The organism is Paenibacillus sp. VCA1, assembly GCF_031583795.1.
GTDB classification, from domain to species: Bacteria; Bacillota; Bacilli; order Paenibacillales; family Paenibacillaceae; genus Paenibacillus_AQ; species Paenibacillus_AQ albilobatus.
In genome coordinates, this window is sequence record NZ_JAVLSX010000003.1 from 518,750 (window position 1) to 532,845 (window position 14,096).

Annotated in this window: 8 protein-coding genes; all 8 read right to left on the reverse strand. The window is 52.2% G+C overall.

The window, feature by feature from the left end:
- Window positions 1–52 precede the first annotated feature (52 nt).
- On the reverse strand, window positions 53–1,018 hold the full coding sequence (locus RJP21_RS08910; protein ID WP_310858968.1) for an ABC transporter ATP-binding protein: 966 nt from the start codon (window positions 1,016–1,018) through the stop codon (window positions 53–55).
- A gap of 3 nt (window positions 1,019–1,021) precedes the next feature.
- Window positions 1,022–2,005, reverse strand: coding sequence for an ABC transporter ATP-binding protein (locus RJP21_RS08915; protein ID WP_310858969.1), 984 nt, complete (start codon window positions 2,003–2,005; stop codon window positions 1,022–1,024).
- Between the two features lie 11 nt (window positions 2,006–2,016).
- Window positions 2,017–2,868 carry an oligopeptide ABC transporter permease gene (opp4C, locus tag RJP21_RS08920; RefSeq protein ID WP_310859013.1) on the reverse strand — a complete coding sequence of 284 codons (852 nt, stop codon included), beginning with the start codon at window positions 2,866–2,868 and terminating at the stop codon, window positions 2,017–2,019.
- An 88-nt stretch (window positions 2,869–2,956) separates the two neighbouring features.
- On the reverse strand, window positions 2,957–3,919 hold the full coding sequence (locus tag RJP21_RS08925) for an ABC transporter permease (RefSeq protein WP_310858970.1): 963 nt from the start codon (window positions 3,917–3,919) through the stop codon (window positions 2,957–2,959).
- Between the two features lie 79 nt (window positions 3,920–3,998).
- Window positions 3,999–5,765, reverse strand: a complete 1,767-nt coding sequence (locus tag RJP21_RS08930) for an ABC transporter substrate-binding protein (RefSeq protein ID WP_310859014.1) — start codon at window positions 5,763–5,765, stop codon at window positions 3,999–4,001.
- A gap of 592 nt (window positions 5,766–6,357) precedes the next feature.
- Window positions 6,358–9,102, reverse strand: coding sequence for an alpha-mannosidase (locus RJP21_RS08935; protein ID WP_310858971.1), 2,745 nt, complete (start codon window positions 9,100–9,102; stop codon window positions 6,358–6,360).
- Between the two features lie 540 nt (window positions 9,103–9,642).
- Complete coding sequence (locus RJP21_RS08940) at window positions 9,643–12,771, reverse strand: beta-galactosidase (protein WP_310858972.1); 3,129 nt, start codon at window positions 12,769–12,771, stop codon at window positions 9,643–9,645.
- A complete protein-coding gene (locus RJP21_RS08945; RefSeq protein ID WP_160043051.1) occupies window positions 12,768–14,087 on the reverse strand; it encodes a glycoside hydrolase family 125 protein in 1,320 nt (439 codons plus the stop codon). The genes RJP21_RS08940 and RJP21_RS08945 overlap by 4 nt, the downstream gene beginning before the upstream one ends.
- Between the last annotated feature and the right edge of the window lie 9 nt (window positions 14,088–14,096).

The window sequence follows — 14,096 nt, forward strand, 5'->3', positions numbered from 1 at the left end:
CGGGCCTTTTCTTGTGAGGAAAAGACTCGGTACGCCGGATTAAGACGTCGTATCAAGCAAAATGGCATGCAACAAAATGATTCGGCTCGGCTTCGCGGAAAACCGGGTTTTCCTTTTTGCAAATATCGGAAGCCATAGGGCATCTTGTATGGAATTTGCATCCCGAGGGCGGATTGGCCGGGCTTGGGATGTCGCCTTGCAGAACGATCCGCTCCCGTCTCAGCGTCGGATCCGGAATCGGAATTGCTGACAGCAAGGCTTTCGTATACGGGTGCAAAGGATTGGCAAACAATGCTTTTTTGTCCGCCATTTCAACCATGGAGCCCAAATACATGACGCCGATCCGGTCGCATAAATGCTCGACGACGCTCAGGTCATGGGAGATGAACAGATATGTCAGCTGGCGCTCCTTCTGCAAATCGCTGAGGAGATTGATGATCTGTGCCTGAATGGAGACATCCAAGGCGGATACGGGCTCGTCTGCGACGATAAAATCGGGATTCAGGATCAGGGCCCGTGCAATCCCGATCCGCTGCCTTTGCCCGCCCGAGAATTCGTGGGGAAAACGGTCGTAATGATAGCTTGCCAGACCGCAGATTTCCAGCGTTTCGACGACCTTCTCCTTCAGCTTTTTTCTGTCGATCAGTCCGTGCTCAAGCAGCGCCTCCCCGATGGCTTCCCCGACCTTGATCCGGGGATTAAGCGAGCTGAACGGGTCCTGGAATACGATTTGCAGCTCCGGACGCAGCTCCCGCAGCTTGTTTTTGGGCAGCCCGAACAGGTCCTGGCCTTTAAATTTGATCTCGCCCGCCGTTTTTTCATGCAATCGGAGAATCGTTCGGCCAATGGTGCTTTTCCCGCATCCGGATTCGCCCACCAGCCCGAAAGACTCGCCGCGTTGGATATCGAACGAAACGTCGTCGACCGCTTTGACGTGCCCTACGGTGCGCTGGAAAACGCCCCCGGTGATCGGAAAATATTTTTTCAAGTTTCGGACTTCAATCAGCGGTTCACCCATCGCTTACCCTCTCCCCTCTTCCTCATAGAGCCAGCATGCCGTTTTGTGGCCCGATTCATGGGCGCGGAGAGGCGGCTCCTTCACTTTGCAGATATCCATGCAAAACTGGCAGCGGTCATGGAAGTGGCAGTTGTTTCCGAGTTCGATCGGATTGGGAACCTGCCCCGGAATCGTATACAGCCGTTCCTGCGATTGGTTGATCACTGGTTTTGCCTTCATAAGCCCTCGGGTGTACGGATGTTTCGGGTTCTTAAACAACTCGATGACCGGCGCCTCTTCAATGACTTTCCCCGCGTACATCACCACGACGAAATCGGCCATTTCCGCAACGACGCCTAGATCATGGGTGATCAGCATAATGGACGTATTCAGTTTTTTCTTGATATCCCGCATCAGATCGAGAATTTGAGCCTGGATCGTCACATCCAGCGCCGTCGTCGGCTCGTCCGCGATCAGCAGCTTCGGATCACAGCTAAGGGCGATGGCGATCATGATCCGCTGGCGCATGCCCCCGCTGAGCTCATGCGGATAAGCATGGAAAATATCCTCCGCCCTTGGGATCCCGACCAGATTAATCAGCTCGATCGCCCGTTTCTTCGCCGCCTTGCGGTCCAGCATGAGATGGAGCATCAGCGGTTCGGTAATCTGCTCGCCGATGGTTAGAACCGGGTTCAAGGACGACATCGGCTCCTGAAATATGATTGAGATTTCATTGCCGCGGATTCTTCTCATTTCGTTATTGTTCATTTTCAGCAGATCTTTGCCTTCAAAAACGATTTCCCCGCCGACAATGTTCCCCGGAGGGGATTCGACGAGCCGCATAAGCGACATGGCCGTTACGCTTTTGCCGCAGCCGGATTCGCCGACGACGCATAACGTCTCCCCCTCCCGAATCGTAAAACTGACATCATCGACTGCCTTGACGACACCTGCGGAAGTCCGGAAATGAGTTTGTAAGTTTCGAAATTCAACCAGATTTTTCGCCATATTCGAATCCCCTATTTTTTTGTTTTCGGATCTAAGGCATCCCTTAACCCGTCGCCAATCAAGTTAATCGCTACGACCGTAATGAGAATACACATGCCCGGAGGAATCCAAAGCCACGGTCTTTTTCTAAAAACAATCATATCATTCGCTGCTGAGGCCATATTTCCCCATGAAGGTGTCGGAGGAACAACACCAAGCCCGAGATAGCTCAGCGCTGATTCATATAAAATAGCACCGGCCACTCCGAGTGTCGCAGATACGATGATAATAGGGATGGTATTGGGCAGTAGATGCCGGAAAATTTTGCGTCTGTCCCGAATTCCGAGCGCTTCCACGGCTTGCATATATTCCATCTCGCGTAGTGCAAGGATTTGCCCCCGAACCAAACGGGATAAGCCGGTCCAACCCAGAGCGCCGATGATCAGCATCAGAAAATAGATCCGGTATTTCGGGTCGACTTTTAAATCGGATAATACAGCACCCAGAATAATCAAGAGCGGAATGGTCGGCATAGCCATAAAAATGTCGGCAATCCGCATAATGATCGTATCGGTGGCTTTTCGATAAAAACCTGCCAGTGCGCCTAAAGTTGCGCCAATAATGACCGTGATAGACGTAGAAACGATCCCTACCAGAAGCGAAATTCTGCCGGCGAGCAACATCCGCAGTAACACGTCGCGCCCGAGAGAGTCGGTACCCAGCCAATGTTCGCTGCTTGGCGGTTTGTTTTTCATTTTTATGTCATATTCTAACAATTTATACGGCGACAACAGCGGGCCTATGATACAGAGCAAAACCATAAACAACAATATAAAAAAACCGATAAGCGCTAATTTATTCCTGGTAAAACGGTGCAGCGCCATTTTCCACGGAGAAGCCGCAGCTTTTTGTCCCGTATTGGCCGCATGTTCCGCCTTGGTTACATTGATAACGGACACGAGATCCCCCTCCTTACTTCAAACGAATTCTCGGATCTGCAATGCCGTACAGCACATCCGACAGCAGATTGCCAAGCAGCGTCAGCATCGCGCCAAATATCGTAAAGCCAAGCATAAACGGATAATCTCGCATATTGATCGATTCAAGGTAAACTTGACCGACCCCCGGCCATATAAATATCTTCTCCATAATGATTGCTCCCCCAAAAAGCGCAGGAAGTTCAAAACCTAAAAGTGTTATCGCAGGCAGCATCGCATTCCGTAATGCATGTTTGAAGATTACGACCCGCTCATGAAGCCCTTTCGCCCGTGCCGTACGGATATAGTCCATATGGATAACTTCAAGCATGCTTGTTCTGAAATAACGGGTTAAGCCGCCGGTGCTAAGCATCGTCAAAACAATGATGGGCAAAATGGCATGACTAAGCACGTCCTTGATATAAGCCCAACCTTCGGCATTCAGCCCTGCGGTTGTCATGCCGCCGACAGGGACCAGATTCAATTGCAAAGCAAGAACCTTGATCAGCATCAGCCCTAAAAAAAACGACGGAAGCGACATGAATAAAAAGATGAGCAGTGTTACGATTTTATCAAAAAGCGAGTATTGATATTTAGCCGAAAATACGCCTGCGAATATCGCAATAATCCAGCTTAGCACAAATGTGAAAAAAGCGATGATGAATGAATTCCATACATAGCTGTTGATCACCTTGGTCACAGGTTCCTTATGTACAAGCGAGTCGCCCATGTTGCCTTTGATCATGTTGCCCGCCCATGTAAAGTATCTCTTCACCACCGGCTGATCCAGCCCGTAAATGTGTCGGAGCTGCTCGGCCTTCTCCCGGGTCATCGTCGGGCTGTCCTGCGCAGTGATATAATCACCGGGCACAACTGCAGAGATCGCGAAAATAATAATCGATATCCCGATCAATGTCGGGATCATCTGCAGAAGTCTGCGGATAATGTATTGTTTCATACAAATTCCTCCTGGCTTCATAAGCGGACATGCTCAGCCCCCGAACTTCTCCGGGAGCTGAGCACCTAAATTTGATCGATTATTGCGGAATTTCCACGTTATACAATCCATAAGAGAAATCTTTGTAAGGAGCCAGGTCAAAGCCTTTCACCCGTGCATTTATTGGCCACATATCTCTTCTTTGGTACATAAAGATGCATGGTAGGTCATTATTGATCTCTTGATACATCTCTTTGTATAATTCCTTACGTTTATTTAGATCGAGTTCCTTTCTCGCCTTTTCCATCAAGTCGTCAACCTTTTTATTGGAGTAACCTGATTTATTCTGAGCACCGTTCGTGATATAAATCGTAGTATCCGGATCTGCCGTTAGTCCCCATGCGGCAAAGAACATATCGTAATTGCCCTTATCCTTTTTATCCATAACGGCATTAAAATCGAGCGTTTCGGAAACCAGATCAATGCCAAGCTCTTTATAGTTCTGGGCCATAATCGGTAAAAGTGCGTTTACAACAGTATTATCGGCCGTCGCGGAGAAATTGATTTTGAGCTTCTCTCCGTCTTTCTCACGGATTCCGCTCGAGCCAACCTTCCAGCCAGCTTCATCGAGCAACTGTTTTGCCTTATCCATGTTGAATTCATAGGGGTTAATATTTTCATTCGTATAGGCCCAAGATACTTTGGACTGCGGAATATTGATGACATCTGCATATTTTCCATATACGCCTTCAACGACTTCTTTACGATTCAGGCCATAGGTGAGCGCTTGACGCACCTTCACATCCTGGAATCTCTTCTGTTTGAGGTTGAACGCGATATATCCATACCCGTTTGTAGGGTAAATATTGATATCAAGGAACCCGTAGGACTTCAGTTCCTCTACGTTATCCTCACTTACCGTGATCATATCCATGTCGGTTTCGCCTGATTGCAGCATCGCCATATTGGTTTCACTCGTTGTGGTTTTGAACACAACATTTTTAACTTTCGGAGCGCCTTTGAAGTAGTCCGGATTGGCTGTCAAATCCACCTCTTGGCCTGCAGCATACTTGGTCAGCACATATTGGCCGCTCCCAATCGGCTTCGTGTTTAAGGCTTTGATCGATTCAAGATTGCCCTGTTTATAGCCCTTGCCATAATAAGATTCCGGTACCATCCAAACTGTGCCAAGGTTGTCTTTCGTCACGGCCTGAGGCTCCAATACAGTCACTTCAACGGTATTATCGTCAATGACTTTAAGCCCTGAAATTTCCTTGGCCTTGCCGTCGTGGTATTCCTGCGCCCCTTTAATTTTTGTGCTCATCATGTCGGATGGGCCGTCATATGCTCCATCACACAATACCTTTATGGCAAAAACGTAATCTTTAACGGTCATCGGCGTGCCGTCGCTATATTTAATGCCTGGCTTCAAGTGGAACGTGTATACTAAACCGTCATCGGACACATCAACCTTTTCAGCCAGCGAGTTTCCATATGTCCCGTCTTTTTGAACCTCCGTAAAACTGTCGAACAATGCTTTGAGTACATACTGGTCATAGGCCGTCTCCCCATAAAACGGGTTAAATATTCCTTTCGGCGCGCTCATGCCCACAATCAACGTATCCTTACGATTCATTGCTGCCGCCGGGCTGGAAGCTGGATCACTCGCCGGGAAGATGCCGTCGCTTTGATCGTTTGCCGCATCATCCTTTTTGGTGTCGTCGGCTTTTGCGGTATCGTCTGTCTTTGCTGTATCGTCAGTCTTTTTCGAGTCGTCGGTTTTATTTTGGTCTCCTTGCTCCGTTGGCGCAGGGTCCGCAGCTTTCTTATCGCCGCCTCCACATCCAGCCAAGAGTCCGCCAAACATCGTAAGCGTCAATAGAAATATCGAAAGCTTTCTCTTCAAAATAAAATCCCCCTTAAATTTAATAAAACTCCAAAAATGCGGATACTACAAACGAAACGCGCAATCACTCCTTCTCGGGATTTGAGTTCATTCTTCGACTGTAAGCGCTTCATTTTTGCAATAAAGCTTTAATGCATCAAATGACCAACGGTCAATTGCAGCCGGCAAGAATGGAAGGATTGAATTACTATGGGTAATTTTCCCTTGTAAATTTAATGTAAATGATACGTGCAAATCCATACTCAGTCAACAACTTTTTTAGTCGGTGTAAGCTATTTTTTTGAACGAAAATAAATCCTTATACAACGGGGTTTTCTACAAAATATAGAGGTTGTTTTTTGTCATTTTTTTAACGTTCAAGTCGAAAGGAATGCAACATTGAAAATACGGGTTTTGGAGGAGGAAAAGCAGAGATGAGCCAAATATCATCTGCTAAATTTGAATTTAGGATGGAAATTATTGTGCAGCCGGCAAAATGCGCTCTGACGAATCATGTTGGAAAAAGCAATAAAGAGGACCGCGGATGATCCGCGGCCCTCTTTCCCCGTCCATATTAACGTTTGATACCAATGGATACGATCTCGCATGGTCCTGCGACAAGCTCGGCATGATCGGATACCGCGGCCAACTTATCGCCGGTTTCCTCTTCGAGGATCGTCGTCTTGTAAGCCGAAGCAGCGCCTTGCGCAAGCTCGAGCTGCAGATTCGCTGCTTCGCGTTTCATGTTGTACCAGCGCAGGATATCGTCTCCGGTCTGCTCGCTGACCTTCCAAGCCGAAAATGCCAAGCCGTTGTCCGCTTCCCATGCGTATGGCGCATGGACGGCGGTGATGCTGCCTTCATGCAGCCCGGTCTGTGCGGCCGTCCAAGGAATCTGGAACTGATACGCTTCCCGGTACGCTCCTGATTCGATGCCGTCACCGTTATGAGGGATGACTTCGAGGTGGACGGTATGCTCGCCGAGGCATTGTGCTTCAGGCGTAGGGAAATGCCCCCAGTCGCCAAGCTCGCCGACGGAACGAAGCAGCGTTACGGCGATCGTGTTCCGTCCGTCGCGCAGAACCTCGTATTCGTTCAGCCCGCGGTTTGCGACCGTCAAGCCGGCGCCCGCGCCGCTGACGTCGACAAATGCCTGCTGGTGCTGCGTATTGCTTGGGTTCTGCCATTCCTTCGCAGGTTCGACATCGCGAACGGCTACTTCGAACATTGAGTCGACTTGGTACTTGGAAGCCTCGATATCGGTAGGCATGAGCATGCGAACGCGATGGTCCTTCGCCTGGTTGTTGAAGCTGGCTTCGATTTGAACGCCTTGTCCTTCCCGCTCCAGGCTAACGAGCGTGCGGATTTTCATCGGAACGGTTTCTTTGACGCGCTGCGCTTTGCGCACAGGGTAATAAATCAGCTCGACCTGTTCCTGGTCCAGAAGTTTCTCGGCGGACGCCGGGATTTCCCAGTCATGCACGATTTCGAGCACGGCGCGGTAAGGCGTGTCTTCCACGACGCGGATGGAAGCCGTCAGATCTTTTGTCGTCAGCGCTTCTTCCCCTTCCGGCTGCTTGTACATGTACTCATTGCCGATATCGCCGGTGTCCTCGAAAATCATCAGGTCTTTGAACACGCGTCCCGTGCGCTTGTCGGTAACCGTCAGGCTGCCGTTAGCCGCTGCTTCGACGCGCAGGGTGCCGTTTTCGATCGTAGTTCCATCCTTCACCAGCGAATCCTTTTGCACCTGCAGCCCTTTTGCCGCTTCTCCGGCCACAAGCGCGTATGCCTTCAGGCCAAGTGCAGGGATTTGGTCTGCCTCAAACGTAATGCGGACGGCGCGGGCCATGTAGGGCTGACGGAACTTATCGTCCGGCAGGTCGTAACCGAAACGGAGGCCAAGATCCTCGAGGCTGAATGCCGCCGGGTTGCCGTTTGCGTCCACGACAGCGCGCAGGCCAAGATCAAAGTCCTTCATTTGGCTTCTCATGTCTTCGAACGAGTGACCTTCGCGGAAGTATACGCGTTTCACTTCCAGATCGACGGACACGGTGCCGCTGCGTCTCCAGCCGGTCGTATTAAACACGACAAACGGAACCGTCTCTTCCCCATAGCTGCCGAATACGGACGTATTGACCGCATCGGCTACCGCCTGCTTGCTCTCGTCGATGATCGATTCGGCGACGTCGCGGCTTTTCGCAAAGCGGGTCACCATTTCGCGATGGACCTCGTCCACGCTGCAACCGCAGATGCTGTCATGCGGATGGTTTTGCATCAATGTTTTCCATGCGTAAGTCAAAAGGTCATGCGGGTATTCCTGGCCTGCCAGACGCGCGTATGTGGCCAGCGGCTCCGCTACTTTTTCCAAAATCGTCTGCCCAAGCTGGTTCATCTGCTTCAAATAAACGCGCGAGGAGGCGGTGTTGACAAGCGTTCCCCAGCCGTCGGTGCGCTGGCTGCGAAGCTCGCCGCGAACGACGGAAAGCTCGCCTTCCTTCGCTTTTTTCACGGCTTCAAGGTATTTAGGGAAATTGGAGTGTACAAACTCCGTATCCGGGTATAGCTTCCGGGCTGTCTCCATCGCCTGCGCAAGATCCGTCTGGATCGGCTGGTGGTCGCAGCCGTTCATGTACAGAAGCTCAGGCGTCGAAGCGTATTTCTCGGCGTCGGCCAGCTTTCTGTCCCAGAATTCTTTGGCTTCCTCCGGATCAACCGGAACTTCGTTGCCGTTGCTGTACCAGTTGGCGAACAGGATGCCCAGCACCCGGGAGCCGTCCGGTCCTTCCCAGATCAGCTCGGAGAACGAAGATTCATAATCCGAATCGGCTACCGTATTGTTGAAGCCCGTCGGCTTCACGCCGCGGCCGAACACCGCATTGTCGATGCCGGACTGGCGCATCAGCTGCGGCGTTTGCCCTACCAGGCCGAAGGTGTCCGGGAAATATCCGATTTTGGAAATTTGACCGTAACGCGCGGCGTCCTTATGGCCGACCTGCATGTTGCGGATGTTCGCTTCGCCGCTCGTCAGGAACGCATCCTGCAGAATATACCACGGGCCGATGAAAATACGGCCTTCGCGGATGTATTTTTCCAGGCGTTCCTTTTGCTCCGGACGAACCTGCAGGTAGTCTTCCAGAATGATCGTTTGGCCGTCCAGATAAAAGCTTTTGTATTCCGTGTCGTTTTCCAGCGTATCCATCAGCACGTCCATGAGGCGGATCAGGCGCATGTGGTGTTTTTCATACGGCAAATACCATTCACGGTCCCAGTGGGTATGAGAAATGATATGCGCGGTTCGTTTTGGCTGTGAAGTCATAAAAGTCAATCCCCTTTTCTGTAAGTCCGGGCCTGCCGATTTCGGCGGCCAACCGGTCGAGGAATCCCCGTAGTGAGATTATATGCTTGCCCAATATACGTTTCGTTTGCTACTGATGCTTGCATTTTCGGCTTCTTTCGGACCAAGCGGAAGTCTTCCGATTGTCCATTCCACACGAACAATGACAGGTTATGCTCTATATCACAAATCTGGGAATGATCCCCTTTTTTATTCGAATAAAAATGATTTCATCGTCTTACCACGCCACATATTATACTTAAATATACCTTCATCGTATATAGAAACCTGCGATTTTTCGCAAAATGTTCTTCTTGGATACGTCCATCCCCCAGGCGGCATTTCATAAGGACACGCTGGGTTCCAGCTTTAAGCCGTTAAAACGGGATGAAGAACAACTGTCCGCCATATGCGGACAGTTGTTTCATCTTTGAAAGCCTCGCCGGCCGCCGCAAAAAGCTCAATTCATCTTCATCCGCCAGCTTAAGAGCGAGGCATTCTTATCCCAAAGCGTTTCTAAGCTTAGACGCCTTCCACACGGATTTCCACTTCGTCGGGACGGTACACCGCCGTAATGCGGCCTTCACTGTCCGTGGCAAACAACACGCTCCGGTCGCTTTCCAGCGTAAAGCCGTAAGCTGCTCCGGTACGCGGATCCTGAACCTTGACGGAAGCATCCCAGCCGAACTCGGAGACGAACACGTACAGGTTCCCTTCCTTAAAGCTTAATTTCCGTCCGTATACCCCCGGAAGCTCGCCGCCGGCGATCCATTGCATGTCCTGCCCTACGCCTGCCGCTTCCGCTGCATAACGGTACAGCTCGATGATCGGCTCGTCGCGGCCGTTCAGCTCCAGCGGAAGGCTGCTCCAGATAAGGCGTCCCTTGCCGAGCGGCATGTCCACGACATGGTCCATAGAGCCTGTTGCATCCGTCGCAGCAGGGCTCTCCTTGACGACCTCCGCGATCCGCCGGTGACCGAAGGAAACAGCCATCGGACGGCCGCCCAGGCCCAGCATTTCCTCCCTGCGGACATTGGCCAGCTTGCGCTTGCCAAGAACTTCATCCATGCGGTCGCTAGGCTTCCAATAAGCATCAAGCCCGAGCGGTCCCGTCACGAGGAGCGTTGCGCCCGATTCCTTCACGAGGGCGATCAATTCTTCCAGAGCGCCGCTATCCATATTATGCGGGCTTGGCACCATGATCAGCTTCGGCGTTTGCCGCCGCAGCGCGTCCAGATGATATTCGGATGCCCCCCTGAACGGAATTTTGAGATCATAGGACATCAGTCGCGTCAGGCGAGTCGTCGATTGGAACGCCAAAGCCCGGTTGGAAAAATCATTCGAATACGGGAAGACGACGGCGATATCTTCAAGCTCGCGGTCCGTGAACAAGTCACGCGTTTCCGCAATGAACCGGCCAAAATCATAAGAGACGTCGGCCTCCGGCTTTTCCGTGCCGTCTGCCCGCAGGGCGCCGATATGCGACTCGTTTGCGTTGTCCATATAAAAATTCGTGTTCCAGATCCAGTGAATCGCTCCGGCCCCTCCCGTCGAGAAGGCGTACGCGTATTTGCGCTCCAAAATGTTGCGCAGCTCCGCTTCGGAGCGTTTGGCGCGTCCGTCCGGCGTCTCTACGTACATGATGCCGGTCTCCTGAATCAGGTTCGGCTTGTCGGGCGTTTTGGCGAAAATGCCGTCCCAAACCAAATAATCGTTCAGCCACCAGGAGTGCACGGTCGTATAATCAACGGCCTTTTCATAGAAAAACGGAGAAGGCCGCTGAGCGCCGAGCGCCTCGTCCTGACCGACCGTCACGAGGTGGTTCGGGCACAGTTCTTTGATGGTGCCTACAAGCTGCTCTGCCCAAACGTTGTGCATATCCATCGAGAAGAGGCAGTAATCCAGCCATCTTGTCCCTTTTTTCGCCTTGTGCATGTCCTGTACGTCGAAGTTGATGTCTTCCGCTTCGGGAATGACCACCGACTCGAAATCGGGGAGCTGGTCCGGCGACATGTTCCATGCCTCCTGAAGGCTTCTTATATCGCCGTGACGCTGTTTCAGCCACTTCACGTACGCCTGGCGCTCGAACGGATCCCTTGCGGAACGAGGTCCTTCCGAGAAGATGCGCGGCGGGTCGAACATCGAAGGTTCGTTGATCAAGTCCCAATCCACATGTGTCGTTGCCGTATGGCGGCTGACGATGCTGCGGATGAATCTCTTCTGAGCCTCCACGCTTTGCGGATCCAGATAAGGATTGACTCCTTCCCACGTTTCCGGCGTGAAGGAGAAAAACGTGAAGGTGACCTGCAACCCGTGGCGTTTGGCGGTCAGGAAGAATGCGTCGATCGCGCGCAGAACTTCCTCCGACACATGGCCGTCGACCTGCATGATATTCCGGTACGCCGTCCATACGCCGGTACGGATCCAGTTGATGCCCGCTTTGGCCATTTGGGCCATATCCCGCTCCCAAACGTCTACGTTCGGCAGGAACAGAAATTTCCGGGCCACGTCGGAGGTCATGTACGTCATACCCACGACAGGCAAAGGCCGTCCGTCCTTGACGAAATAGTCCCGGCTGCGGGTAATCGGCGTGCCCTCGGCAAGCAGAAGATCATCGCGGCCCCAGAAGCCTTGGCGCAATATCCGCACCTCGCCGTCGGGTCCTTCCGCGCGGCAGACGATTCGGTATAGACCGCTTTGAACGTCAAGCGGAACCGGAATGCGAACAAAATTTTGCTCTTTGCTCACTTGGGCTTCGAATTGGTGGTTCCAAACTTCGCCGCCGTCACTCTCATGACGGACCTCCAGCGCAAAGCTCCATGTTTCGGGAGCATGGGCCCGCTCATCACCGCGCTGCAAAATTTGCGTCTGGAGCGTCAGCACGGCATGTTCGCCCGATTCATAGGAAGCATAATTCGGCTTCAGCGACAGCTCAGTGACCCCTTTGGCGCAAAACTGCGCCCATGCCAATAACCGATCTGCGCCGCCATTGTCCCAGAATGCCGCCTTCAGCGGCAGGAAAACAAACATCCAGCGCGAGCCGGCAAAGGTGACGCGGGAGTTTTCCCACAGCACGACCGGCGCGGCGATTTCGCGTCCTTCGGCGCTGATCCCTTTAAGCATCGGATAAATCTGCGTGCTCATCGGGCCTGCGGATCCCATCTGGTGGGGCAGGTCGCTGCTTTTGGTCGTATGCGGCACGAGGTTCCATACATCGTCCAATTCGAAAAGCCCTTCCTGTCCTGCAAGTAGCGGAATGCTGTCGGAAGGCGCAAGCGAGGCGACCTTCGCCGCATCCACCCGCAGGGCTTCATGAATGTACAGCTCCTGATGGTACGCCGTCTGTTCCGTTTCGGGAACCCAAGACCCGTTTTCCAAAGAAACCGGACGTTTAAACGGCGCCCCTCCCGCACTGATCAAACTTCCCCCTCGATGAAGGAAAGCCGATATTTCCGTCCACGCGGATTTCGGGAAATAAGGGGCGTGCAAATTGACGAAACAGCCGTTTTCAAGCCCGCGCAGGGCATCGGCAAGCTCGCCCGCACCGACGACTTTTACGCCGTCCGCCTTTCCGAATACCCCGGCCTGCGGAATAAAGCCGGCCGTCGGGAATTCGGAATCGCACAAGATGATGACACGGTTTTGGCTCATAGCAATCCTTCCTTCATCGCTTTATAAACCAACTGCGAGAACAGGCTGTTCGACCAAGCGAACCATTTCCGCGTGAAAACGGTCGGGTCGTCGGCATGGAAACCTTCATGCATAAAGCCCGTGTCCGCATCGGTTGCTTCCAGCATCGCGATCATTTCCAGTTTTTCTTCGGCCGTTTGCGCCGTCAATCCCTGCATGGACAAAGCCATGTGCCAGATATAATCTTCCGGCGTGTGCGGGCTGCCGATGCCTTTGGCCGCTTTACCTTCGAAATAGAACGGGTTTTCCTTGCTGAGCGCAAACCGTCTCGTGTTTTGATAAATCGGATCGTCGGCCGTCGTATAGCCCAGGTAAGGAATGGACATCAGTCCCGGCGTGCCCGCGTCATCCATCAGGCAGTAGTTGCCAAAACCGTCGGTTTCATAGGCGTAAATCGGCCCAAATTCCGGATGGCGGTAAATACCGTACAGCTGAATGCCGTGATTGACTTCGATTTCAAGCTCCTTGAGCTCTTCAAGAAGATCCATGTCGCGGAATACCCACTCGGCAAACTCCTGCATTTGGCGCAGGGCGACCACCGCGAACATATTGCCCGGAATGTTGTAATGGAAGTCGCAGGCATCGTCGCTGGAGCGGAATCCGGACCAGATCATGCCCGTGTAATTCACCGGCATCCCCAGTCCGTTATTGCGCAGCGAATCGGTCAAAATGCCGTTGTTCCGGGTAAACCGATAAGGCGACAGCTCGAAATGGCGCTGCTCGGTTTTGAATACGTCGACGATCTTACGCAACGCCGCTTTAAAGTTGGCATCGAAAATATCGGTAAGCTCCGTCTCTTTCCAATACAGGTAGGCCAGACGGATCACGAAGCAAAGGGAATCGATTTCAAATTTGCGTTCCCATACCCACGGCGACATCTCGGTCTTGTCGGTGGTATTCCAATGCCAGTCGTTCGCCGATTCGTTGAAGGCGTTGGCATAAGGGTCGATTTGAACGTAGTGAATGTGGCGTTTGATCAACCCACCGATGATGCGCTGCAGATCGGCGTCATTTTTGGCAAACGGCACGTAATGAATCACTTGCTCGACGGAATCCCGCAGCCAGGAGGCCGGAATGTCGCCCGTGATGACGAAGGTCGTTCCATCGTCCATCAGTTTCGTGGTCGTTTCCAGCGTATTCGGAAAACAGTTTTTGAACAGCTGAAGCAGCTTGGGCCGATGGGCCAGCTTTTCTTCGGCTTCTTGGATTACGTCTTGAATAGCCTGCGGCAGCTCAAGCTTAGGCATCGGTATTTTCGGAAGTCTGAATTGTTCCAATTGAAGAAC

What these genes read in the sequence shown, in the direction of transcription:
- RJP21_RS08910 (WP_310858968.1), bottom strand. Translation starts at nt 1,018, where the DNA reads ATGGGTGAACCGCTGATTGAAGTCCGAAACTTGAAAAAATATTTTCCG.
- opp4C (WP_310859013.1), bottom strand. Translation starts at nt 2,868, where the DNA reads ATGGCGCTGCACCGTTTTACCAGGAATAAATTAGCGCTTATCGGTTTT.
- RJP21_RS08940 (WP_310858972.1), bottom strand. Translation starts at nt 12,771, where the DNA reads ATGAGCCAAAACCGTGTCATCATCTTGTGCGATTCCGAATTCCCGACG.
- RJP21_RS08915 (WP_310858969.1), bottom strand. Translation starts at nt 2,005, where the DNA reads ATGGCGAAAAATCTGGTTGAATTTCGAAACTTACAAACTCATTTCCGG.
- RJP21_RS08930 (WP_310859014.1), bottom strand. Translation starts at nt 5,765, where the DNA reads ATGTTTGGCGGACTCTTGGCTGGATGTGGAGGCGGCGATAAGAAAGCT.
- RJP21_RS08935 (WP_310858971.1), bottom strand. Translation starts at nt 9,102, where the DNA reads ATGACTTCACAGCCAAAACGAACCGCGCATATCATTTCTCATACCCAC.
- RJP21_RS08925 (WP_310858970.1), bottom strand. Translation starts at nt 3,919, where the DNA reads ATGAAACAATACATTATCCGCAGACTTCTGCAGATGATCCCGACATTG.